Raw genomic sequence first — 21,956 nt, forward strand, 5'->3', positions numbered from 1 at the left:
CTGCGTTATGTACGAGTTCCATAAATGGAAAGAACCGTTCCATAACTCTCACTATACATCTCATTCTATTTGTGAATAATTCACTTTCGAAAATAATAATCATTATCAATTATGGAGATGTAGATGTCTACTCTTAGACTGCCAGTTATTACCGCAACTGGTATTTTAGCCTTCGTCAGTGTCCCTCATGTTTTTGCCAATGATGCAGTTTCTAAAATGGAAACAGTGGTTGTAACTGCATCAAGCTACGAGCAATCTCAAGCGGACGCGCCTGCAAGTATTAGTGTGATTTCACGTGAGGAGTTGGACTCTCGTTATTACCGCGATGTGACTGATGCACTAAAAAGTGTGCCAGGTGTTGTCGTGACAGGTGGTGGTGATACCACCGACATTAGTATCCGTGGTATGGGTTCTAAATACACTTTGATACTGGTCGATGGTAAACGTCAAAGCACGCGTGAAACTCGTCCAAATAGTGACGGTCCTGGTATCGAACAAGGTTGGTTACCTCCTCTTCAAGCGATTGAGCGAATCGAAGTTATTCGCGGCCCAATGTCGACGCTTTACGGTTCTGATGCGATTGGTGGCGTGATTAACGTCATCACACGAAAAGATGCGTTAGAGTGGACGGGTAATGTTCAACTGGGCACGGTACTACAAGAGAATAGCCGCTCAGGTGGAGAGCAGAGCGCGAACTTTTTCGTTAATGGTCCGTTGGCTGAAAATTTATCTCTCCAAGTATATGGTCAGTACACAACCAGAGAAGAAGATGACATCGAATACGGTTATGAAGATAAAGATATGCAGAGTATCTCTTCAAAACTGACTTACCAGATTAATGAGCGCCACTCGGTACAATTAGAAGGTGGCACGTCGGCACAAAGTCGTCGTGGCAATGTGGGCCTTTCAGTGCCGACCACTGGGTGTCGTGGAGGGTGTGAAGATTCACTGAATGAATATCGTCGTAATTACGTAACGGTAAGCCACAACGGTGATTGGGATTCGATTGGCATTTCAGATACTTACTTACAGCGAGAAGAGAGCGAGAACAAATCTCGTGAGATGACGATCACCAACACCACGTTCAAATCGAGCTTGGTGACTGGTATCGGAAACCATACGTTGACGACGGGTGTGGACGCCACTCATGCAGAGCTTGAGGATTTCACCTCCAACAAAGCGTCATCGAAGACTGAAACATCGAATACGCAGTGGGCTGTTTTCATTGAAGATGAATGGAGAATCGCTGATCCGTTTAGCGTTACGCTTGGTGGTCGTCTAGATCATGACGAAAACTATGGCGCGCACTTTAGTCCGCGTGTTTACGGTGTATGGCGAGTTGATCCGTCTTGGACGGTGAAAGGCGGTGTGGCAACAGGTTTCCGTTCTCCACAATTACGTGAAATTACTCCTGGCTGGGCGCAAGTCAGTGGTGGCGGTAATATCTACGGTAACCCAGATCTTGACCCTGAAACGTCGCTAAACAAAGAAATCAGCGTCTTGTATCAAGGTGATTCTGGCTTAGATGTCTCTTTGACAGCGTTCCATAACGAATTCAAAGACAAGATCACACGTGTTGTTTGTCCAGACACTATCTGTACTGATGGTCCAAACCAATGGGGCGCAGATCCAACGTACCGTATTAACGTGGATGAAGCCGTCACACAAGGTATTGAAGCGACTTTAGCATCGCCGTTAACGGAAACCATTTACCTTAGCTCGAGCTACACATTTACCGACTCAGAGCAAAAAACAGGTGAATACAAAGGCATGCCGCTGCAGCAGTTACCAAAGCATCTGTTTAATGTGGATGTGACTTGGCAAACGACAACAGATCTAGAGAGCTGGGCGAAAGTCACGTACCGAGGTAAAGAAATGGATCCGGTTACTGGCCCATCAAGAAACAGTATTGTAGAACCAGCTTATACCTTTGTGGACGCCGGTGTGACATACCAGTTAACCGACAATACTCGTATTAAAGGCGCTATCTATAACTTGCTGGACGAGGAAATCAGTTACGAAGAATACGGATATATTGAAGATGGTCGTCGCTACTGGTTAGGTTTAGACGTCGCATTTTAATTATCTATCGTTGTAATAAGGTCGAGTATAGTCTCGACCTTTTTTAATCCTGCTTTACTGTGATTCAACAGGTGCGTTTGTCAGCCTGATCAGGTAGTATCTGTGACACGAAATTTTTGGTAGGGCGAAGGATAAATGCTAAAGGTTGCGATCAATGGATTTGGACGTATAGGTCGTAATGTTCTGCGAGCGGTGTATGAAAGTGGAAAACACCAGCAGATCAAGGTTGTGGCGGTTAACGAACTAGCACAGCCAGAGGCGATGGCACACCTACTGCAATATGACACCAGTCATGGTCGCTTTGGTAAAAAAATTTCCCATGACCAAGAACATTTGCATGTTCATCATGACAGCGGTGAATATGATTCAATTCGCATTCTCCACCTCTCCGAAATCGAATTACTTCCTTGGCGTGATTTAGAAGTTGATATCGTCTTGGATTGCACTGGTGTATTTGGTTCGCAAGCGGATGGGCAAGCGCATATAGAAGCTGGCGCGAAGAAAGTACTGTTTTCGCACCCGGGCGCAAACGACCTAGATAATACGATTATCTATGGCGTGAACCACGAAACTCTGAAAGACGAGCACCGTGTTGTCTCCAATGGTTCTTGCACCACCAACTGTATCGTTCCCATCATTAAAGTATTAGACGAAGCCTTCGGCATAGAGTCTGGCACCATTACCACAATTCATTCGTCCATGAACGATCAACAAGTAATTGATGCGTATCATAACGACTTACGCCGTACCCGCGCTGCAAGCCAATCTATTATTCCGGTGGACACTAAGTTGCATAAGGGGATTGAAAGAATCTTCCCGAAATTTTCCAACAAATTCGAAGCAATTTCTGTTCGTGTTCCAACGGTTAACGTCACTGCAATGGATTTAAGTGTCACAATTAGTACAAATGTGAAAGTTAATGACGTAAATCAAACCATTGTTAACGCATCTCAGTGTACATTACGTAACATTGTTGACTATACTGAATCGCCACTCGTTTCCATCGACTTTAACCACGACCCCCATAGTGCGATTGTGGATGGAAGCCAGACTAGAGTGAGTAACGGGCAACTCGTAAAAATGCTCGTTTGGTGCGACAACGAATGGGGCTTTGCTAACCGGATGCTGGATACTGCCTTAGCAATGCAAGCTTCTTCGCAAGTGGAACAGTAATGACGAAGAAGTGATGGAGAATTTTTATTTCAAGCCTTGAAATAAATCCATAATATCTCCATATCTATAACCAGTTTGAAGAATTAACAGGCTTGGCAGGGTTGCCGAGTTTTCAAAAACTTTAATTATTAAATATTTGAGAGGACACATCATGTCTGTAATCAAGATGACTGACCTGGATCTTGCAGGTAAACGTGTATTTATCCGTGCTGACCTAAACGTGCCAGTAAAAGACGGTAAAGTAACTTCGGATGCACGTATCATCGCATCTCTTCCAACTATTAAGCACTGCCTAGAAGCAGGCGCTAAAGTAATGGTTACGTCTCACCTAGGTCGCCCAACTGAAGGTGAATACGCTGAAGAGTTCTCTCTACAACCAGTTGTTAATTACCTAAACGACGCACTAGATTGCGAAGTGAAGCTAGCAAAAGACTACCTAGATGGCCTAGAGCTAAATGCGGGTGAACTTGTTGTTCTTGAAAACGTTCGCTTCAACAAAGGCGAAAAGAAAAACGACGAAGAGCTATCTAAGAAATACGCAGCACTATGTGACGTATTCGTAATGGACGCATTCGGTACGGCTCACCGTGCTCAAGCATCTACTCACGGCGTTGGTATGCACGCAGACGTAGCATGTGCTGGTCCTCTACTAGCGAACGAACTAGAAGCGCTAGGCAAAGCAATGGACAAGCCAGCTCGTCCAATGGTTGCTATCGTAGGTGGTTCAAAAGTTTCTACTAAGCTAACTGTTCTTGAGTCTCTATCTAAAATCGCTGACCAACTCGTTGTTGGTGGTGGTATTGCTAACACATTCATCGCAGCTGCTGGCCACAACGTTGGTAAGTCTCTATACGAAGCAGACCTAGTTGAAACAGCTAAGAAGCTAATGGACGAGTGTGCAATTCCAGTAGCAACAGACGTTGCATGTGCGAAAGCATTCGACGAGAACGCAGAAGCTGAAATTAAGCACGTTTCTGAAGTACAAGACGACGACATGATCTTCGACCTTGGTCCAGATTCAACTGCTGAACTAGCTGAAATCCTTAAAAACGCTAAGACTATCCTATGGAATGGTCCAGTAGGCGTATTCGAATTCAAGAACTTCGAAGCAGGTACTAAAGGTATCTCTGAAGCTATCGCAGCTTCTGAAGGCTTCTCTGTTGCTGGTGGTGGTGACACGCTAGCGGCTATCGACAAGTTCGGTATCAAAGCGGATGTATCTTACATCTCTACTGGCGGCGGCGCTTTCCTTGAGTTCGTAGAAGGTAAAGTTCTTCCAGCAGTAGAAATGCTAGAAGCACGCGCTAAGTAATTAAAGCAAAGCGGGGGAGTGATTCTCCCGCTTTCTTGTTTGCTGCAACGTGTGAGGAACTCTGCTAGAATAACCTCAGTTGTGAGCAAACGTTTGCAAGATTTTCAACTTAACAAGTTTTGTTTAAAAACGACAGATAAATAGGATTACATCCATGTCTAAGATCTTCGACTTCGTAAAACCAGGTGTTATCTCTGGCGATGACGTTCAGAAAGTATTTGAAGTTGCAAAAGAAAACAGCTTTGCACTTCCAGCAGTAAACTGTGTGGGTACTGACTCTGTAAACGCAGTACTTGAAGCAGCTGCAAAAGTTAAAGCTCCAGTTATCGTTCAGTTCTCTAACGGTGGCGCTGCTTTCTTTGCTGGTAAAGGTCTAAAACTTGAAGGTCAAGAAGCTCAAATCCTAGGTGCTGTTGCTGGTGCGAAATACGTTCACGCTGTAGCTGAAGCTTACGGTGTTCCAGTAATCCTACACACTGACCACGCAGCTAAGAAACTACTTCCTTGGATCGACGGTCTACTAGACGCTGGTGAAGAGTACTTCGCGCAAACTGGTAAGCCACTATTCTCTTCTCACATGATCGACCTTTCTGAAGAGTCTCTAGAAGAGAACATCGAAATTTCTGCTAAGTACCTAGAGCGCATGGCTAAAATGAACATGACTCTAGAAATCGAACTAGGTTGTACTGGTGGTGAAGAAGACGGTGTTGACAACTCTGATATGGATGCGTCTGAACTATACACTTCTCCAGAAGACGTTGCATACGCATACGAGAAACTAAGCGCAATCAGCCACCGTTTCACTATCGCAGCATCTTTCGGTAACGTACACGGCGTATACAAGCCAGGTAACGTTGTACTAACTCCAACTATCCTACGTGATTCTCAAGCGCACGTTTCTGAGAAATTCGGTCTTCCAGCGAACTCTCTAAACTTCGTATTCCACGGTGGTTCAGGTTCTTCTCTAGAAGAAATCCGTGAATCTATCGGCTACGGTGTAATCAAAATGAACATCGATACTGATACACAGTGGGCTACTTGGGATGGTATCCGTAAGTTCGAAGCTGAAAACCACGATTACCTACAAGGTCAGATCGGTAACCCAACTGGTGAAGATGCACCAAACAAGAAGTACTACGATCCACGCGTATGGCTACGTGCAGGCCAAGCTTCAATGGTTACTCGTCTAGAGCAAGCATTTGCTGACCTTAACGCAGTTGACGTACTATAATCGTTACTGATTAAGTTACTTAAAAACCCGCTCTTTGAGCGGGTTTTTTTTATATCTATCATTTTCTTCCCCTCTGCTTTCTCCCGATATTTTTATGCGTTAGGTTGTATTTGCTAGTGAGATATCTCACCTTTAACGTTTTTTTTAAAGAAAACATGGGAATATCAGTCTTAAGAGTGGCGAAATCAGAGTGCATTGCGTAACCTGTAACAAGTCAGTGTCAGAAAGCTCTGATAAAGTCTTGTTTTGCATATCTTTGCGAAACTCTGACTTTGAAAAAAGTCAGAGTTGGGATATTGTGCCAAAAATCTGACACTGTTCAGTGGAGCAATAGGGATGTTGTTTTAGAAAAGAGCCTTTAAAAAACAAGGTTCATAAATTAACGGCAATTGGATTTATATCTCTTTATTTTTGAGGATAAGAATTATGGCAGGTGAATCGGTGGGTATCGATACCACTTTAACGGATGGTCTAACTCAGGCTGAAACTTGGCTGACAAACAATTCAGATCTACTGGTTCAGTACGGTGTGAACATTATCTCTGCGGTGCTTATTCTGTTTATCGGTAATCTTATCGTTAAGGCAGTCGCTGGTAGTGTTTCTAAAGTACTAGAAAAGAAAAACATGGATAAGGCCGTCGTTGAATTTATTCACGGTCTTGTTCGTTACTTGCTATTTGTAATCGTGCTAATCGCGGCTCTTGGTCGATTAGGAGTTCAAACCGCTTCTGTTGTTGCTGTGATTGGTGCGGCAGGTCTTGCTGTTGGTCTTGCACTACAAGGTTCACTATCAAACTTTGCAGCAGGCGTACTTATTGTTGCGTTCCGTCCATTCAAATCAGGCGACTACGTAGAAATCGGTGGTGTAGCGGGTAGTGTTGAAGCAATTCAAATCTTCCAAACAGTTCTAAAAACACCAGACAACAAAATGGTTGTTGTGCCTAACTCTTCAGTTATCGGCGGTGCCATTACTAACTACTCTCGCCATGCGACACGACGTGTCGACCTAGTGATTGGTGTTTCATACAAAGCAGACCTTAAACTAACGAAGAAAGTGATTCGTGAGACGCTAGAGAAAGATCCACGTATCTTGAAAGACCCAGATATCACAATTGGTGTACTTACGTTAGCAGACTCTTCAGTTAACTTTGTGGTTCGTCCATGGGTGAAAACTGCAGATTACTGGGGCGTATACTTTGATGCAATGCAAGGTATTAAAGAAGCATTGGATGAAAATGGTATCGAGATTCCATTCCCACAAATGGATGTTCACCTGAACAAAGTCGACGCTTAATCAAAAGCAGTCGATATTCAAAAGCGAGGCCAATAGGCCTCGCTTTTTTATACTTCGTAAAGGGTGTGATGACCAGCAAGTAAGAGGCGTTTTAGATGTTTACCTGCAAATCCAAATGTGAACTCAGGTAAGCCAGGCGTATAGAGCAACTCTTGATGTTGATAGAGATTGGTATCAACAATGATAGTGATGTATTCCGGTAAGCCTATTGGGCAAACCGCGCCGGGTACGCAACCTAACACTTCGACCATTTCATCGTCATTACAAATAGAGGGACGTTTACCTGTAATCGCTTTAATCTGCTTGGCATCGAGGCGCGAGTCCTTATCTGTCAGATAAACTGCGTAACCTTGTCCTTTGAGTGTTAAAAAGAGGCTTTTGGTATGCGTACCCGTCCAACCAAGCTCTCTCGCAATGCGTATATCTGTCTCAAAGTCTAAGATGGCTTCGTGCTGCCATTCCCGAAAAGGAATAGAGAGCGCGTTGAATCGCTCTCTATTGTTGTTATAAATACGTTTTAGTGACTCCATGTCTTTGCTGCCTTACTACCTTATGATTACCAATACTTATCAATAAGCTCACTCGCTAAGATATACGCTATTGTGAACATCATCATTGCGATTGCAATGTCGATGGTTTTTTTCACTTTTGGTTTAGAGAGTGTTGGACCTAGTTTGGCGGCTCCTATCGATAAAGTGTAGAACCAAACAAAGGAAGCCATAATCGTACCTAGTGCAAAAGCAATGCGATCATGGCCTTCAAATTGTCCACCGATCGAACCTAGAATAACGACTGTATCTAAATATAAGTGCGGATTAAGCACAGTGACGGCTAACGCACCTAGAATAACCGTTCGACGACCTCGAGCTACGATCTCCCCTTTTGATTCCGATTCACTCTCTGGCTTAAAAGCACTTTTTAGTGAGAGCAGTCCATAGAAGCTCAAGAAAGCAATACCACCAAGTGTCACCGACGTCAGTAAGATTTCATTTTGAGACAGAATTGCACCACCACCAAAAATACCTAGAGAGATGAAAATCATATCTAGCACGCTACAAATAGTGGCGGTTGTTAGGTGGTGGTTACGCTTTATGCCTTGATTCAAAACATACGCATTTTGCGCGCCGATCGGAATGATCATTGATGCTCCTAAACCAAAACCTTGCAATAGAACCCACAAGCTCACACTTCACCTCACTTCAAAATAACAAATACATTTACAGAAAAGGGAAAGATAAAGCGTTTATCTAAATAAGTATAATTAATGATTTTAATCTTACATTAGATAGACTAATTTAACGGGAGGCGTTTGATCAAGAGTGAGAGGAAAGGTATGCGAGGGTTAGATTACAAATGGATTGAGGCATTAGACGCTATAGTTTATCAGGGTAGCTTTGAGCGTGCTGCCGAGCATTTATTTGTTTCTCAATCCGCCATTTCTCGACGTATCAAGCAGTTAGAGAAGTTTCTCGCGCAGCCTGTTTTAATTCGAAGCCAGCCACCTAAGCCAACGCCAATTGGTAAAAAATTGTTGGGTCTTTATCGGCGAGTACGCTTGCTAGAGCATGAAATTCTCCCCGAACTAAAAAATGATACCAGTACGCGACCTGTGCAACTCTCTTTAGCGACTAATGCAGATAGCCTTGCAACATGGCTACTGCCAGCGCTGCAAAATGTTATGAAGCAGCGTCAAGTTGAACTAAAACTGACTATCTATGGTGAATACCGCTCTATTGAAAAACTCAAAAGTGGCGAAGTGACAGGAGCGATCAGCTTGGAGTCCCAGCCAATCCCCGGATGCAGAGCAGACTATTTAGGTCGCATCGATTATGTTTGTGTCGCGAGCCCAGAGTTCTATCAGCGTTATTTTTCTAAAGGCGTAAATAATCAGACATTGGCAAAAGCACCGGCCGTTTCATATGACCAATATGATGATCTACATAAAACATTTCTTACCGAGCACTTTAACGTCAATCCTGACAGCGTTATTCATCACAACATCAGTAGTTCTGAAGCGTTTCTAAAAGTGGCGTTAGCTGGTGTAGCTTATTGCTTGATCCCCCGCTTGCAAATTACCGACGAATTAGACAGAGGTGTGTTGGTTGATGTGACTCCAGGTTTTTTAATGTCCCATCGGATTTATTGGCACCACTGGCAGTTAGAAACTGGGGTACTACAAGAAATCTCACATGCGATAGTGGGGTATGCGCAGCAGCATCTACCTCAATAAGTTCGTCAGAGCTGCATATCGTTAACTTAAGTGTGTTTTGTTTAAAAATTACGCCAATGTTACATAGTCAAAGTTGTGTTAGAAGTCACTATGGGTGCTTGGATAATCGGCGGAAGTTTCTATTATGAAACCACACGCTTTCTCAGCCATGATAGTGATGTTGGAATCTGAGATTAAGTACTTAATTTTGTATGGATGGATTTATTGAATGAAATTGTATTCATTTTTGCTGGCTTCAGCACTCAGCCTTACCAGTGCTTCAGTTTTGGCGAATACGCCAGAGTTTGCTCATGTTACGACAACGGGGTATGGCGAAGTGACGGCCACACCTGATATGGCTACGTTTTCTGTAAAAGTAGTCGATACGACAATGACGGCCGAACAAGCGAAATTGTCCGTAGATAAAACCGTTGAAGAGTTTCTAAAAAGCTTATCGGATGCCGGCTTGTCAAAAGACAATATTACTAGCTCGAATTTATACCTTGCTCCTCAGTACCATTACCCTAAATCAGGAAAAGCAGAACTTGTTGGGTATCGAGCATCTCGCAGTATTGATGTCACGGTGACGGATCTGAAAAACCTTAACCAATACCTAGATATGGCGTTAGAAGCGGGAATTAATCAGGTTGATAATATTCAACTTAAGGTAAGCAACCAAGCCGAGTATCAGCAAAAGGCACGAATGGCTGCGATTAAGGACGCAAGAGAAAAAGCAGGGTCATTAGCGATTGGTTTTGAGAAAAAGTTGGGCGATGTATGGCAGATCAATTACAGACAGATGCACGTTCAGCCTGTGTTAATGCGTTCAATGGCGATGGATAGTAAAGAAGGAGCGAATAGCTACCAAGATTCAACCATGATCATTCGCGATCAAGTCGATGTCATTTATAAGCTAAAGTAAGGCTTAGCAAACAGTAAAAAGCAAAAGGCAGGGAGTTACAACCCCTGCCTTTGTCATTTCTATTTCACAGTTTAATGCAGGATACGAGCACGGATTGTGCCTTCAATGTTTTTGAGCTTTGTTAGAGCTTCTTCTGCTCGTTCAGTTTCAACGTCGATCACTACGTAGCCTATTTCAGCGGCTGTTTGTAGGTACTGCGCGGCAATGTTAATGCCTTCTTCAGCAAAGATGGTGTTGATCTGAGTTAGAATACCAGGACGGTTCTTATGGATATGAAGCAGACGAGAGCACTCACCACTGTGTTCTGGCAATGACACTTCAGGGAAGTTTACGCTTGAAAGTGTCGAGCCGTTATCAGAGTACTTAGCCAGTTTGCCCGCCACTTCTAAGCCGATATTCTCTTGTGCTTCTTGCGTTGAACCACCAACGTGTGGAGTGAGAATGACGTTATCGAATTTTTGTAAAGGAGACTCGAACGGGTCAGCATTTGTTTTTGGTTCAGTTGGGAATACATCAATTGCAGCTCCGGCAAGGTGACCAGCTTCTAAGCTATGGCAAAGTGCAGGAATATCCACAACGGTGCCACGTGCAGCGTTGATAAAGATGGAACCTGGTTTCATTCGAGCAAATTCAGCTTCACCCATCATGTTTTTCGTTTCCGGTGTTTCGGGAACGTGCAAAGAAATCACATCACATTTGTTCAATAGTTCACTCATGGTATGTACTTGCGTCGCATTACCAAGGGACAGTTTGTTCTCAATATCGTAGTAGTAAACGCGCATACCTAAGTTTTCGGCAATAATACCAAGCTGCGTACCAATGTGACCGTATCCGATAATGCCAAGGCACTTACCACGAGCTTCGTAAGAGTTGTCTGCACTTTTCTTCCAAATACCGCGATGTGCAAGTGCATTCTTTTCAGGAATACCACGCACTAGTAAAAGGATTTGCCCAAGTACAAGCTCTGCCACGCTTCGAGTGTTAGAGAATGGTGCATTAAAGACAGGAATACCGCGTTTTGCTGCTGCATCTAGGTTTACTTGGTTAGTACCAATACAAAAACAGCCAATTGCAACCAGCTTGTTCGCCGCATTGATTACCTCTTCGGATAGGTTCGTACGGGAGCGGATACCAATGAAGTGCACGTCTTTTACCGCTTCAATTAGTTCTTCTTCCGGAAGGGAACCTTTATGGTATTCAATGTTGGTATAACCAGCTGCTTGAAGAACTTCAACTGAAGAAGGGTGGAGTCCCTCTAACAAGAGGATCTTAATCTTTTCTTTTTCCAGTGAAACTTTGGCCATTTTTTCTCGTCCTTAAAATGGAAAGGTGGGCTAATGTGGCGCACATTGGGCAAAACTATTAAAAAGGGGATAATTAACAGTTTTGTAGGAAGACAAACGTTTCCCTGTGCGTCTTCTGTTCAATAAAGTAACAAAAAAAAATTGCTTTGGGTAAGAAAATTACGGAATAAGAGATAATTTTCTTATAGAAAGGAATAAAAAACGGTGCCTTGCAGCACCGTATGTAATGAAATAACAGAAAAGTGAACCAGATAGGTTCATTTTGGGCTGTTATTTATTCTTCAATTTTTGCACCTTCTGGTGTGCCAGTGATCACTACGTCTGCACCACGATGAGCGAAAAGACCCACAGTCACGACACCAGCGATGCCGTTTATTTTGTCTTCCATTTCTTTCGGGTTGGTAATTTGCATATTGTGCACATCCAGAATCACGTTGCCGTTGTCAGTCACAACGCCTTCACGGTAAGCTGGATCACCACCTAGTTTTACCAATTCACGAGCCACGTAAGAGCGTGCCATTGGGATTACTTCAACAGGCAATGGGAACTGGCCAAGTACGTCAACTGCTTTAGTGCCGTCAACGATACATACGAACTTATCAGAGATTGCTGCGACAATTTTCTCACGAGTCAGAGCCGCGCCGCCGCCTTTGATCATTTCACGTGCTGGGTTGATCTCATCTGCGCCATCAACATACACATCCAGCTTCATTACATCGTTACACTCGTATACTTCAATACCAAGCTCTTTAAGGCGCTCAGTTGAAGCGACAGAGCTAGACACTGCACCTTTAATATCATCTTTGATAGTGCCTAGTGCATCGATGAAGTGATTCACGGTAGAGCCAGTACCAACACCGACAATGCTGCCTTTCTCAACATATTTTAGTGCTGCCCAACCAGCCGCTTTTTTCATTTCATCTTGAGTCATGCCAATCTCCTGAATAGATGTTCGTTAACGTTTGCGGGCGTGATTATAGCGGCTTACTTGTCACTTTCCCATTGCCATATTTGGCTTGGGGTCACGATCTTAGGTAATGGAATGTCCCAGCTTTCAATTGGTAAGCGTTCTACATGTTGGCAGTCATGAGCGATACCAACAGGTTTAGCTCCCTCTCCAGTTATAAACCAACGTGACAGAGTACGATCGTAGTACCCTCCGCCCATGCCTAAGCGGTGTCCGATACTGTCGAACCCAACTAAAGGCGTGCAGATTAAATCAAGCTGGCGAACGGGTTTGAGGTGTCTGATATCGAGCTTGGGCTCTAAGATGCCGTACTTGTTGTAGACGAGCTGTTCATCACTTACATACTGAAGAAACAGTAACTGACCTTTAGAAAAGGGATGGATGACGGGCAGATAAACCGATTTTCCCTGTTGCCATAACCATTCAATGAGCGGTTTAGTATCAAGCTCACCGTCTGCAGAAAGGTAGATGGCAATATGTTGCGCCTGATCGATTTCAGGAAGTTGGGAAAATTGAGTAATAAGGTCGATTCCCGCTTGGTATTGCGTATCACTGCACAGAGCGTTGCGCTTTTCACGAATCAGTTTGCGGAAGTCTTGTCGAGAGAGGTCTGACATAGAGAGAATACCCCAGGGTGCCGTTGAGGATTGTGGCCCTTGAACCAGCTGGTTCAAGGCGGATCAGCAATGACAACCGTAGGCTTCTCGGTGCATGCCGAGCTTGCTCAATAGTTACCAAATACTAACCCTTAGGTATTGCTTATCGGCTCAGGGACTTAAATCCTGCTGACGCACACCCCAGGGTAAATTTTGTATTTACTGCTGTCCTTGCGTAACTTTGCTTAGTGCGTTCTCTAAAGACGCGGTGAGCTTTTCCATTCGCTCAGTAATTTCTTGCTGTTGACCATTGGATTCGTATGACTTGGTGTGCAACTCATAGCAAATATTCAATGCAGCAAAGGTCAGCAGTTGGATTTCATTGGTTACCTTAGTACGTTCGCTCATTTCTTTCAATCGGCGATCCAGATCTTTTGCCGCTGCAACAAGAGACTCTTCTTGTCCTGTCGGACAATTCACTCGTGTAAGTTTGCCTAATATTTCAACGTCGATCGCTTGATTGCTCATGATGAATAAACTCTATATTCGCGCTATCTAAGGTGTTGCTTCATACAACTACCGAGGAGCAAACTATAGGAAAACCGCTATTAAGATTCAAGCATTTCCCATCACAGAAAGAGAAATGATGACGAGATCACACAGGAATTGGGCAAATTGAACAAATGCTGTCCAAAATTGAATTTGATAGCCGTTTCAGACCACTAACCTTGATGGTAGGATATACCAATACATTATTACGCAAGAATGAGCCAAGTTATGAGTGAAATCACCCTTCCTGAATACCAATCTATTGCTGCTGAACTGCAATCTGCAAGCCTAGCAGTAACACCGGCGGAGTTACATGGCTTATTTGTCGGCATGTTAAGTGGTGGATTGGCGATCAATGATCAAACTTGGCAGCCTATTCTGTTTGACTACACCAATGATGGTATGGGTTGGCCTTCTACCGCACTAGCTTTTGCTCAAAGCGTATTCACTGTTACTGTCAATGAACTAACTGGCACGTCGATGGAGCTGTCTTTATTATTGCCAGATGAGCCGGGCGAAGAAGGCTTATTCGCATTAGCCGACAGTGTGTCCGACTTTGTAAACCACTTTATTTCTGGGCTAGGTCTAGCAGGCGTTGCGCTTAATAAAGCATCTGATGACGCTAAAGAAGCACTGGCTGACCTAGAAGAGATTGCCAAATTAGGCATCGATGAAGATGACGATCTTGGTGAACAAGCGCAATTGCTAGAGCAAGTGATTGAGCACATCAAAGCTTGCGTACTAACGATCCATGCTGAATTTGGTGTTCGTCCTGAAAGCAGCGACAAAAAACCTACTATTCACTAATCGTAGACCGTCCAGAGGTTAGTATGAAGCAATATGATGTAGTCATTGCTGGTGGTGCCATGGCTGGTGCAACGTTAGCATTGGCGATTGACCATTTGTCTCAGGGAAAGCTCCGCATTGCCGTCGTTGAGCCTTTTAAAGCACAATCAGATATGCACCCTGGTTTTGACTCTCGCTCAATCGCATTGTCTTACGGTACTGTCAATCTGTTGCGTCAACTACAGCTCTGGACGTCAGTAGAACCGTTTGTCACACCCATTGAACATATCCACGTTTCTGACCGTTCTCATGCTGGGATGACGGAGATTACCAAGCAAGAGGTTGGGGTTGAAGCTCTAGGGTATGTTGTAGAATTAGCCGATGTTGGGCGTGTATATCAAGAATTATTAGACAGCAGCGAGTCAATTACGCTGTTTTGTCCTGACTCCGTTACCGATATCGAGCGCGAGCAAAACTGTACCCATGTGACGTTGAAAAGTGGTGAGCAACTTGAAGCAAAACTGCTGGTGGCTGCAGATGGTGCTGTTTCGACCTGTTGTCAGAAAATTGGTCTAGAACTTTCTGAGCAAGATTTTGAACAAGTGGCTGTCATTGCCAATATTGTGACTCAAGAACCTCATCAAGGTAGAGCCTTTGAACGTTTTACTGAGAATGGCCCTGTTGCTTTATTGCCAATGAGTGACAATCGAATGTCCTTAGTTTGGTGTTTGCACCCTGAAGAAGCCCAAGCCGTTCTTGAGTTATCTGATCAAGCATTTCTCCAGCGTTTACAGAACGATTTTGGTTGGCGTTTAGGCGCGATGAAAAAAGTGGGGCGCCGTGCAAGTTACCCATTGCTTCTTCGCCATCGAAAGCAAAATATTTCACATCGCTTTGCGATTGTTGGAAATGCGGCGCAAACGCTGCACCCGATAGCTGGACAAGGCTTTAATCTCGGTATTCGCGATGTAGTCTCACTAGCAGAAGAAATTGTGCAGCAAAGTGAGGATGTGGGTCTTTATCAAGGCCTGATGCGCTTTAGTCAACGTAGAGAAGCAGATCGAAGCGAAACTATTTGGCTAACCAGTGCCTTAGTGCATGTTTTTTCAAATGATTTACCCGCGATGCGAATTGGCCGAAATACTGCCTTAGCAGCGATGGATAACCTTTCTATTTTTAAGCAGCCGCTACTACGCCATACACTTGGCTTGGTAAAACGATGAACGGCCGCACTGAATTAGGTAATAAAAAGCAATGATGCAAAGTGTAGATATCGCCATCATCGGCGGAGGGATGGTTGGGTTGGCACTTGCTGCCGCGTTCAAAGACAGTGATCTGCGTGTCGCCATTATTGAAGGTAAAGTGCCAGATGATTCGTTGAAAGAATTACCCGATGTTCGTGTGTCTGCGTTGAGCCGCTCTAGTGAGACGATTTTGCGTAAACTTGGTGCTTGGCAGGGCATAGAACAGCGCCGAGCTTCACCTTACCATGGCATGGAAGTATGGGAACAAGATAGCTTTGCCAGCATTGAATTTAATGCACAAAGTATGGCACAACCTGATTTAGGGCATATTGTTGAGAATCGTGTGATTCAACTTGCACTGCTTGAACAAGTCCAAAAGCTCGATAACGTCACTATGTTTATGCCTGCACGTTGCGCGACTCTCGCGGTCGGTGAGCAAGAAAGCTGGCTGACGCTCGATAATGGCCAAGCCATGACCGCTAAATTAGTGGTCGGAGCCGATGGGGCGAATTCGTGGCTTCGCCATCAAATGGATATTCCATTAACGCATTGGGACTATGGTCATCATGCTTTGGTCGCGAATGTCAAAACTGCCATGCCACACAACAGCATTGCGCGCCAGATATTTACTCCTCACGGACCGTTGGCATTTTTGCCAATGTCGCAACCAGATATGTGCTCTATTGTTTGGTCCACGGAGCCAAATCGAGCAGAGCAGTTAGTGGCAATGAGTGAACATGATTTCAATAAAGCGTTGACGAGTGAGTTTGATGCTCGACTTGGTCTATGTGAAGTAGTGGGAGAGCGTGCTGCGTTTCCTTTGAAAATGCGCTATGCGCGAGATTTTGTTGTCGAGCGAGTCGCGCTGGTTGGTGATGCAGCTCATACCATTCATCCATTAGCGGGGCAGGGTGTGAATTTAGGTTTATTAGATGCGGCCAGTCTTGCTCAAGAGGTGTTAGCACTTTGGAAGCAGGGACAAGATATCGGTAGTAAACGCAACCTAAGAAGCTACGAGCGTTGGCGAAAAGCGGAAGCGGCAAAGATGATCGCTACTATGCAAGGGTTTCGAGATTTGTTCTCTGGCGAGAACCCAGCTAAGAAGCTCGTTCGTGGCATTGGCTTAAGTTTAGCGGGGCAACTGCCGGGAGCGAAAGATGAGATCATGAAGCGCGCGCTTGGTTTAAAGGGACACTTGCCGGATCTGGCGCGTCAGTAAGTGCAAAGCGAACTTCAAATACACAAAAGGCTGGTTAATCCAGCCTTTGTTTTATCAACATTTTGCTAAGCATATGCGCATCGGAGTTTCATTATTTCTTGATTGATCTCTTTGACCGCTCGGAAATGGCGTTGCTCTGCTTTCTCCGGCAGTATTAACTTACCGTTATCAAACTCGAATCTACCGACCCCGTAAATATAAATTCTTCCTTTAAAAAGACGACTTATATGTTTAGCAATCATACTTGGTGTATAGCGCTTAAACAGTCTCATATTTACTTTCCTTTTATCTAACCTAGCCTAGGTATTCTACGTTCTGGACGCGAAAATTATTGTGACAGCAATAGTATTAAATACAGATGTAGGGTGTTGCGTCAGAGAATTGTGTTGTCTTAGACAATTTGACAGTGTCATCTCTTAAATAGCGTGAGGATTACCCCAAAAATAACCTCTCTAAAGGAATCCTTACGCCAATACACTCCTTTTTACGTGACGCATTAAGCAATAGTTTTGTTACAGAATTAAGAATAGAACGAAAACGGTTGTTTGCTAGTTGTTTCTATTAAGGTCGTGCCTCGCGCAACACACTTTACGTTCTAACGATTAGAGGAAATGAAAGAGAAAAAGTTCCACGTAAAAAAAAGCCCGCTTCAGCGGGCGAATAGTCACAGATGCATTACACAAAAGTGGATAACTAACTGCATGAATGCTGTCACTCAGCTAGCTGACTCACTTTATATCGGTTAAGTGCTTGTTTGAAACTTAACCAACAAATTCAGCATATACGAGTTTTATCTTTGTGACTATTTATGTTTTATATGTGATTAAAAATTCTCATGTCTATTTTTGTAGATATGAGCGAGATCACGCAGTGATAGAAACACTACATGTCATTACATTGTTTTTAGACGATTAACGACAGATCTCAGCTACGGTCGGCTGGCACAATTGGATAAGATCTTGAATAGAAAGCGCCAGCCCAGCCATTCGATCGCCACTGCTGATCGTGACTTCCTGTTCTTCTAGTAAGCTAGGGTCGAACACGATTGGCATATGACGTTTGAGTAACAGAGGAGTGACAGTACCAATTTTGTAACCAGTGATGGACTCAACGTCGGCTTGATCAACACAAGTCATCCGGCGACATTTCAGTAACGAGCGCACTTTTTTGGGATCAACGCTACGATCACCTGGCGCACAGGCGAGTGCATATTGATTACCCATGTCTCGTAGCAAGATTGCTTTCACCATTTGAGAAGGGCGAATGCCGCGTTGGTGCGCGGCATCCTCAATGGTGGTTGCTGGTCTTTGATGCGGTAACAGACGAAACGGAATGTGTTGGTCTGTGAGAAATTGCATCAAAGGAGTATGGATTGTATTACTCATCATCAAGACTGTAAGGCAGTGATTCGATTGTCCATTCACACTCTGGTTGCGCAACCAAACGAAGACGAGTGTCCTCATCGAGATTATTAGGCAGCACGATCAGGCCAATCGCATGATTGTCACTGAACTGGTAGTGATTTAATAAAGCACCTACTGAACGCCAGTTTTCACCTACGCTGCGTTCGAGCTCAATTGGTTCGTCACTGAATGGAGCAGAAGTTGCACCTTTTACGATATACATCGCACGTTTATTGGTACCGCGATACTTCGCTCGTGCTACCGTTTCTTGTCCCGTGTAGCAGCCCTTTGTGAAGCTTATGCCTCCTAAAGCTTGCACGTTAAGTGCTTGTGGAATGTGAGCATTCTGCGCGGATGCAGAGACAAATGGTAAACCTGCCTTAATATCGAAACGATTCCAAAGCTCATTTGTCGTAAAGACAGCGTCGGTAGTTTCAACGATTTGCTGTGCTTCTGGCGCACTTAATATCAGTAACCAGCGATCTTGGGCAACTTGTACTGCTGTGCCACCGTTAACTGGGCGAACGCTGCCAGTTGTCTTGCTCATTGTTGAAATGAATTCGTCGGCTTTGACGCCAGCAACGCCTAAGATAACGTCATCAGAAGCTTCAATCGTTACTTTAGAGAAAATAGCGTATTTCTTTATTTCACTAAGTTCTACGTCAATCGCCGATTTTGGTTGGATCATGCCGTAGCCATCATGATGATGGAAAAGGCGGAACACGCTCCACACTTTTCCTTTTGCATCACAATGTGCGCCCAGTGTTGATTGGTCTTGTTCTAAAGAAACAACATCGCAGGTAACCTGACCTTGTAAGTATGATTTTTTATCGTCACCGATCATGGTGATCATGCCGAAGTTATCCAGCAGTGAGATAGATAACTCTGGAAGTGCGTCTTGAGTTGAGAGAGGTAATGCTGAAAAACGAGTTTGCCATTCCATAATTACAATGCCTTTTGAAGATATTTTTCCGCTATGTTATACCCAAATAACCTTGAGATACTAGGGGAGCGATTTACGAATCAACATTTGTCTGCTTTCACTATCGTATTGTGACCCGCACACTAGTGACGTAGCACATCCCTTGTTACACTCCGCACTAACAACAAGACATCTATGAAGGAATAGTGAATGTACACTCCGGAAGAAAAAGCGCGTATTAAATGGGCTTGTCGTCGAGGCATGCTTGAGCTTGACGTAGTAATTATGCCGTTTTTTGAAGAGTGCTTTGATACTCTGAGTGAACAAGAGCAGCGTGACTTTGTTTCTTTACTTGAATGCGATGATCCTGATCTGTTTACTTGGGTAATGGGGCATGGCCGTAGCGAAAATTTAGGTCATGCAGCAATGGTTGATAAAATTGTCGCCCATAACCTCAGCAAAGTTCGTTAATTTTACTGCTTCTCCCTCTCTGACTGCCCGAGTCTTCAATGTTGTACTTTTCTTATTGATGACTTGGGCTGTTATCCTCTCTAGCATTCCGCTCGTATTATCGACTTATTTGTTATTACTGATTGTGAAGGCTTTCTCAAACCAAAGTCTTGTTCAACCTACAAGTCATGGGCATTGGTATGTGCACTGCGATGGCTCGGTTAGGTTTGATGCCCTTGAGTGTGGCGAATACTCGGAAGATATTGAGTCCGAAAAGGGTCATTTACAGCGAGTTGATACATCGGCATCACCATTCAAGATAACATTCCAATTGCAATCTGGCCGTAGTGTTACGATTTGGCGTGATAGCTGTGACGATGAGCAGTATCGTCAATTATCTTTGGTATTACGCCAATGGGAAATGAAACAGGGAGCTAATGCTCCCTGCTGATGTAATAGTTTACTTGGTAAAGTTAAAGCTGTTTAGCTGGAACCAAAATCGTTGGGCCGCTGTTTTCCAGTTGGTTCGGATAGTCAAGCGTGTAGTGCAAACCTCGACTCTCTTTACGCTGCATCGCACAACGAACCATCAACTCTGCTACTTGTAAAAGGTTACGCAGTTCTAATAAGTTGTTCGACACTCGGAAATTGCTGTAGTACTCGTGTGTTTCTTGTTGCAACAGTTGGATACGGCGTAAGGCGCGCTCTAAACGCTTGTCAGTTCGCACAATGCCCATGTAGTCCCACATAAACAGACGAAGCTCGTGCCAGTTGTGCTGAATAATCACTTCTTCATCACTATTGGTTACTTTGCTTTCATCCCAACATGGCACCTGTGAAGGTAGCTCAACGTTAGTGTGATGTTTTAGAATATCTTTTGCCGCAGACCAAGCATAAACCACGCATTCGAGAAGTGAGTTTGATGCCATGCGGTTAGCACCATGCAGCCCGGTGTAGCTAACTTCACCAATCGCATACAAATTTTTCAGATCGGTGCAGCCATTTCTATCCACCATGACACCGCCACAAGTGTAGTGTGCAGCAGGTACGATTGGGATTGGCTCTTTAGTCATGTCAATGCCCAAGTCCATCAAACGTGAATAAATGGTTGGGAAGTGTTTCGTAATAAAGTCAGCAGGCTTATGGCTGATGTCGAGATACATACAGTCGGCACCTAAACGCTTCATTTCGAAGTCGATAGCACGAGCCACGACGTCACGCGGAGCAAGCTCTTTACGTTCATCGAAATCCGGCATAAAGCGAGAGCCATCTGGACGACGCAGGTAAGCACCTTCGCCACGCAACGCTTCAGTCAGCAAGAAGTTACGTGCTTCTGGGTGATATAAACACGTAGGGTGGAACTGGTTAAATTCCATATTCGCCACACGACACCCTGCACGCCAAGCAATCGCAATACCATCACCAGACGACACATCTGGGTTAGAGGTGTATTGATAAACCTTTGAAGCACCACCTGTAGCGAGAACCACAAATTTGGCTCGCACGGTTTCGACATGCTCTTCGTTGCGGTTCCAAATATAAGCACCGATAACTTTGTTTTTATCACCGCCAATTTTGTCTTCGGTGATTAAGTCCAGAGCATTGTGACGTTCGAGAACATGAATGTTTGGATGGTTATGAGCGTTATCTTGCAGGGAGGTTTGCATCGCCATACCTGTCGCATCTGCCGCGTGAAGAATACGACGACGGCTATGACCACCTTCACGAGTTAAGTGGTAGCGAGGTTCATCGTCAGAGTCATCTTCTTCACGATCAAATGGGACACCACCGTCAATCAACCACTGTACACACTCTTTTGAATGCTCAGCAATGAACCTTACGGTCTCCTCATCGCAAATACCATCCCCGGCGATTTGCGTGTCTTCAACGTGTGAATCAATGGTGTCTGACTCATCAAATACGGCAGCGATACCGCCTTGAGCATAGTAGGTTGCCCCTTCGCTGCGTGGTCCTTTACTCAGCACCATCACCTTACAGTGGTTAGCAACGCGCAAAGCCAACGACAAACCTGCCGCGCCACTCCCTACCACTAATACATCACACTCATGTTCACGATTTGTGTTCATATAACTTTTATAATCCCAAGCTAAGGTAACAAAGTTACCTTGTGTATTATTTGCACACCATGTGCATTCCATTATCGCGACATCTGTCGCTAAGGGCTAAGTTGGGAGACCTATCGACGTCCGTGTTACGGCGGTGACTGAGCCACTCTTCTTTTTCATGCAGAGCATGAGCATGCTTCCTAAGTTATAATTTGTAACGCGGTGTTC

Annotated in this window: 22 protein-coding genes and 1 other RNA gene; 12 read left to right on the forward strand and 11 right to left on the reverse strand. The window is 44.3% G+C overall.

The features are described 5' to 3' along the window. Positions 1–123: 123 nt before the first annotated feature. From R8N46_RS21250 to mscS, 5 genes are all read left to right on the forward strand, one after another. Positions 124–2,082, forward strand: a complete 1,959-nt coding sequence (locus R8N46_RS21250) for a ligand-gated channel protein (protein WP_005380999.1) — start codon at positions 124–126, stop codon at positions 2,080–2,082. 135 nt (positions 2,083–2,217) lie between these two features. Further along, positions 2,218–3,255: an erythrose-4-phosphate dehydrogenase gene (gene epd, locus R8N46_RS21255; RefSeq protein ID WP_005384545.1), complete on the forward strand. Its 1,038-nt coding sequence runs from the start codon at positions 2,218–2,220 to the stop codon at positions 3,253–3,255. A 151-nt stretch (positions 3,256–3,406) separates the two neighbouring features. Continuing rightward, the gene (locus R8N46_RS21260; RefSeq protein ID WP_005384547.1) at positions 3,407–4,567 is read left to right on the forward strand and encodes a phosphoglycerate kinase; all 1,161 of its coding nucleotides are present in this window, start codon (positions 3,407–3,409) and stop codon (positions 4,565–4,567) included. Between the two features lie 154 nt (positions 4,568–4,721). Further along, positions 4,722–5,798, forward strand: coding sequence for a class II fructose-bisphosphate aldolase (gene fbaA / locus R8N46_RS21265; RefSeq protein ID WP_005380996.1), 1,077 nt, complete (start codon positions 4,722–4,724; stop codon positions 5,796–5,798). 426 nt (positions 5,799–6,224) lie between these two features. Next, complete coding sequence (mscS, locus tag R8N46_RS21270) at positions 6,225–7,091, forward strand: small-conductance mechanosensitive channel MscS (RefSeq protein WP_005384548.1); 867 nt, start codon at positions 6,225–6,227, stop codon at positions 7,089–7,091. Between the two features lie 47 nt (positions 7,092–7,138). Here the strand turns inward: mscS and R8N46_RS21275 are convergent, their stop codons facing one another. Together R8N46_RS21275 and R8N46_RS21280 are read right to left on the reverse strand one after the other, a co-directional pair. After that, complete coding sequence (locus tag R8N46_RS21275; RefSeq protein ID WP_017633558.1) at positions 7,139–7,621, reverse strand: YbaK/EbsC family protein; 483 nt, start codon at positions 7,619–7,621, stop codon at positions 7,139–7,141. A 26-nt stretch (positions 7,622–7,647) separates the two neighbouring features. Continuing rightward, positions 7,648–8,277 carry a LysE/ArgO family amino acid transporter gene (locus R8N46_RS21280; RefSeq protein ID WP_025998531.1) on the reverse strand — a complete coding sequence of 210 codons (630 nt, stop codon included), beginning with the start codon at positions 8,275–8,277 and terminating at the stop codon, positions 7,648–7,650. A 147-nt stretch (positions 8,278–8,424) separates the two neighbouring features. Between R8N46_RS21280 and R8N46_RS21285 the strand changes: the two genes are divergently transcribed. Both R8N46_RS21285 and R8N46_RS21290 read left to right on the forward strand, forming a co-directional pair. After that, positions 8,425–9,321 (forward strand): LysR family transcriptional regulator ArgP, encoded by an 897-nt coding sequence (locus R8N46_RS21285; protein WP_318098467.1) that lies wholly within the window; start codon positions 8,425–8,427, stop codon positions 9,319–9,321. A gap of 208 nt (positions 9,322–9,529) precedes the next feature. Next, positions 9,530–10,222, forward strand: coding sequence for an oxidative stress defense protein (locus R8N46_RS21290; RefSeq protein ID WP_115386291.1), 693 nt, complete (start codon positions 9,530–9,532; stop codon positions 10,220–10,222). Positions 10,223–10,293: 71 nt separating this feature from the next. On the opposite strand, the gene serA is transcribed toward R8N46_RS21290, so the two are convergent. The 5 genes from serA to R8N46_RS21315 all read right to left on the reverse strand — a co-directional run bounded on the left by serA (position 10,294) and on the right by R8N46_RS21315 (position 13,617). Continuing rightward, positions 10,294–11,526, reverse strand: a complete 1,233-nt coding sequence (gene serA / locus R8N46_RS21295) for a phosphoglycerate dehydrogenase (RefSeq protein WP_017821632.1) — start codon at positions 11,524–11,526, stop codon at positions 10,294–10,296. Positions 11,527–11,800: 274 nt separating this feature from the next. After that, positions 11,801–12,457 (reverse strand): ribose-5-phosphate isomerase RpiA, encoded by a 657-nt coding sequence (rpiA, locus tag R8N46_RS21300; RefSeq protein ID WP_005380982.1) that lies wholly within the window; start codon positions 12,455–12,457, stop codon positions 11,801–11,803. A gap of 53 nt (positions 12,458–12,510) precedes the next feature. Then, positions 12,511–13,110 carry a 5-formyltetrahydrofolate cyclo-ligase gene (locus R8N46_RS21305; protein WP_017633556.1) on the reverse strand — a complete coding sequence of 200 codons (600 nt, stop codon included), beginning with the start codon at positions 13,108–13,110 and terminating at the stop codon, positions 12,511–12,513. Between the two features lie 5 nt (positions 13,111–13,115). After that, positions 13,116–13,300: non-coding RNA, 6S RNA (gene ssrS, locus R8N46_RS21310), on the reverse strand. A gap of 8 nt (positions 13,301–13,308) precedes the next feature. After that, the gene (locus tag R8N46_RS21315; protein WP_005384553.1) at positions 13,309–13,617 is read right to left on the reverse strand and encodes a cell division protein ZapA; all 309 of its coding nucleotides are present in this window, start codon (positions 13,615–13,617) and stop codon (positions 13,309–13,311) included. A gap of 249 nt (positions 13,618–13,866) precedes the next feature. On the opposite strand from R8N46_RS21315, the gene R8N46_RS21320 reads away from it, so the two are divergent. The 3 genes from R8N46_RS21320 to R8N46_RS21330 are packed head-to-tail and all read left to right on the forward strand — an operon-like array spanning position 13,867 to position 16,887. Beyond that, entirely contained in the window at positions 13,867–14,445 is a 579-nt protein-coding gene (locus tag R8N46_RS21320; protein ID WP_033907447.1) for a YecA family protein, read from the forward strand. A 23-nt stretch (positions 14,446–14,468) separates the two neighbouring features. After that, positions 14,469–15,647, forward strand: a complete 1,179-nt coding sequence (gene ubiH / locus R8N46_RS21325) for a 2-octaprenyl-6-methoxyphenyl hydroxylase (protein WP_005380974.1) — start codon at positions 14,469–14,471, stop codon at positions 15,645–15,647. A gap of 31 nt (positions 15,648–15,678) precedes the next feature. Beyond that, positions 15,679–16,887, forward strand: coding sequence for an FAD-dependent 2-octaprenylphenol hydroxylase (locus R8N46_RS21330; protein WP_025768841.1), 1,209 nt, complete (start codon positions 15,679–15,681; stop codon positions 16,885–16,887). 65 nt (positions 16,888–16,952) lie between these two features. Here R8N46_RS21330 and R8N46_RS21335 read toward each other — a convergent pair whose 3' ends face one another. The 3 genes from R8N46_RS21335 to ygfZ form a co-directional block, all read right to left on the reverse strand. Further along, positions 16,953–17,159: a DUF1107 domain-containing protein gene (locus tag R8N46_RS21335; protein WP_005380970.1), complete on the reverse strand. Its 207-nt coding sequence runs from the start codon at positions 17,157–17,159 to the stop codon at positions 16,953–16,955. Between the two features lie 639 nt (positions 17,160–17,798). Continuing rightward, a complete protein-coding gene (locus tag R8N46_RS21340) occupies positions 17,799–18,272 on the reverse strand; it encodes an aminoacyl-tRNA deacylase (protein ID WP_047103194.1) in 474 nt (157 codons plus the stop codon). After that, on the reverse strand, positions 18,265–19,233 hold the full coding sequence (ygfZ, locus tag R8N46_RS21345) for a tRNA-modifying protein YgfZ (protein WP_047103180.1): 969 nt from the start codon (positions 19,231–19,233) through the stop codon (positions 18,265–18,267). Before ygfZ ends, R8N46_RS21340 begins: the two co-directional genes overlap by 8 nt. A gap of 189 nt (positions 19,234–19,422) precedes the next feature. Here ygfZ and R8N46_RS21350 point away from each other — a divergent pair, with 189 nt between their 5' ends. Further along, a complete protein-coding gene (locus tag R8N46_RS21350) occupies positions 19,423–19,683 on the forward strand; it encodes a succinate dehydrogenase assembly factor 2 (protein WP_005380951.1) in 261 nt (86 codons plus the stop codon). Beyond that, on the forward strand, positions 19,652–20,113 hold the full coding sequence (locus tag R8N46_RS21355; protein WP_235429224.1) for a protein YgfX: 462 nt from the start codon (positions 19,652–19,654) through the stop codon (positions 20,111–20,113). Before R8N46_RS21350 ends, R8N46_RS21355 begins: the two co-directional genes overlap by 32 nt. A 22-nt stretch (positions 20,114–20,135) precedes the next feature. On the opposite strand, the gene nadB is transcribed toward R8N46_RS21355, so the two are convergent. Further along, on the reverse strand, positions 20,136–21,749 hold the full coding sequence (gene nadB, locus R8N46_RS21360; RefSeq protein ID WP_005380947.1) for an L-aspartate oxidase: 1,614 nt from the start codon (positions 21,747–21,749) through the stop codon (positions 20,136–20,138). Positions 21,750–21,956: the final 207 nt, after the last annotated feature.

This window comes from Vibrio sp. 1874 (genome assembly GCF_033344395.1).
In the GTDB taxonomy this organism is placed as follows: domain Bacteria; phylum Pseudomonadota; class Gammaproteobacteria; order Enterobacterales; family Vibrionaceae; genus Vibrio; species Vibrio alginolyticus.

Excerpts from the sequence above, each read along its gene's own strand:
- R8N46_RS21250 (WP_005380999.1), top strand. The coding sequence starts at position 124 with ATGTCTACTCTTAGACTGCCAGTTATTACCGCAACTGGTATTTTAGCC.
- epd (WP_005384545.1), top strand. The coding sequence starts at position 2,218 with ATGCTAAAGGTTGCGATCAATGGATTTGGACGTATAGGTCGTAATGTT.
- R8N46_RS21260 (WP_005384547.1), top strand. The coding sequence starts at position 3,407 with ATGTCTGTAATCAAGATGACTGACCTGGATCTTGCAGGTAAACGTGTA.
- fbaA (WP_005380996.1), top strand. The coding sequence starts at position 4,722 with ATGTCTAAGATCTTCGACTTCGTAAAACCAGGTGTTATCTCTGGCGAT.
- mscS (WP_005384548.1), top strand. The coding sequence starts at position 6,225 with ATGGCAGGTGAATCGGTGGGTATCGATACCACTTTAACGGATGGTCTA.
- R8N46_RS21275 (WP_017633558.1), bottom strand. The coding sequence starts at position 7,621 with ATGGAGTCACTAAAACGTATTTATAACAACAATAGAGAGCGATTCAAC.
- R8N46_RS21285 (WP_318098467.1), top strand. The coding sequence starts at position 8,425 with ATGCGAGGGTTAGATTACAAATGGATTGAGGCATTAGACGCTATAGTT.
- R8N46_RS21290 (WP_115386291.1), top strand. The coding sequence starts at position 9,530 with ATGAAATTGTATTCATTTTTGCTGGCTTCAGCACTCAGCCTTACCAGT.
- serA (WP_017821632.1), bottom strand. The coding sequence starts at position 11,526 with ATGGCCAAAGTTTCACTGGAAAAAGAAAAGATTAAGATCCTCTTGTTA.
- rpiA (WP_005380982.1), bottom strand. The coding sequence starts at position 12,457 with ATGACTCAAGATGAAATGAAAAAAGCGGCTGGTTGGGCAGCACTAAAA.
- R8N46_RS21305 (WP_017633556.1), bottom strand. The coding sequence starts at position 13,110 with ATGTCAGACCTCTCTCGACAAGACTTCCGCAAACTGATTCGTGAAAAG.
- R8N46_RS21315 (WP_005384553.1), bottom strand. The coding sequence starts at position 13,617 with ATGAGCAATCAAGCGATCGACGTTGAAATATTAGGCAAACTTACACGA.
- R8N46_RS21320 (WP_033907447.1), top strand. The coding sequence starts at position 13,867 with ATGAGTGAAATCACCCTTCCTGAATACCAATCTATTGCTGCTGAACTG.
- ubiH (WP_005380974.1), top strand. The coding sequence starts at position 14,469 with ATGAAGCAATATGATGTAGTCATTGCTGGTGGTGCCATGGCTGGTGCA.
- R8N46_RS21330 (WP_025768841.1), top strand. The coding sequence starts at position 15,679 with ATGATGCAAAGTGTAGATATCGCCATCATCGGCGGAGGGATGGTTGGG.
- R8N46_RS21335 (WP_005380970.1), bottom strand. The coding sequence starts at position 17,159 with ATGAGACTGTTTAAGCGCTATACACCAAGTATGATTGCTAAACATATA.
- R8N46_RS21340 (WP_047103194.1), bottom strand. The coding sequence starts at position 18,272 with ATGAGTAATACAATCCATACTCCTTTGATGCAATTTCTCACAGACCAA.
- ygfZ (WP_047103180.1), bottom strand. The coding sequence starts at position 19,233 with ATGGAATGGCAAACTCGTTTTTCAGCATTACCTCTCTCAACTCAAGAC.
- R8N46_RS21350 (WP_005380951.1), top strand. The coding sequence starts at position 19,423 with ATGTACACTCCGGAAGAAAAAGCGCGTATTAAATGGGCTTGTCGTCGA.
- nadB (WP_005380947.1), bottom strand. The coding sequence starts at position 21,749 with ATGAACACAAATCGTGAACATGAGTGTGATGTATTAGTGGTAGGGAGT.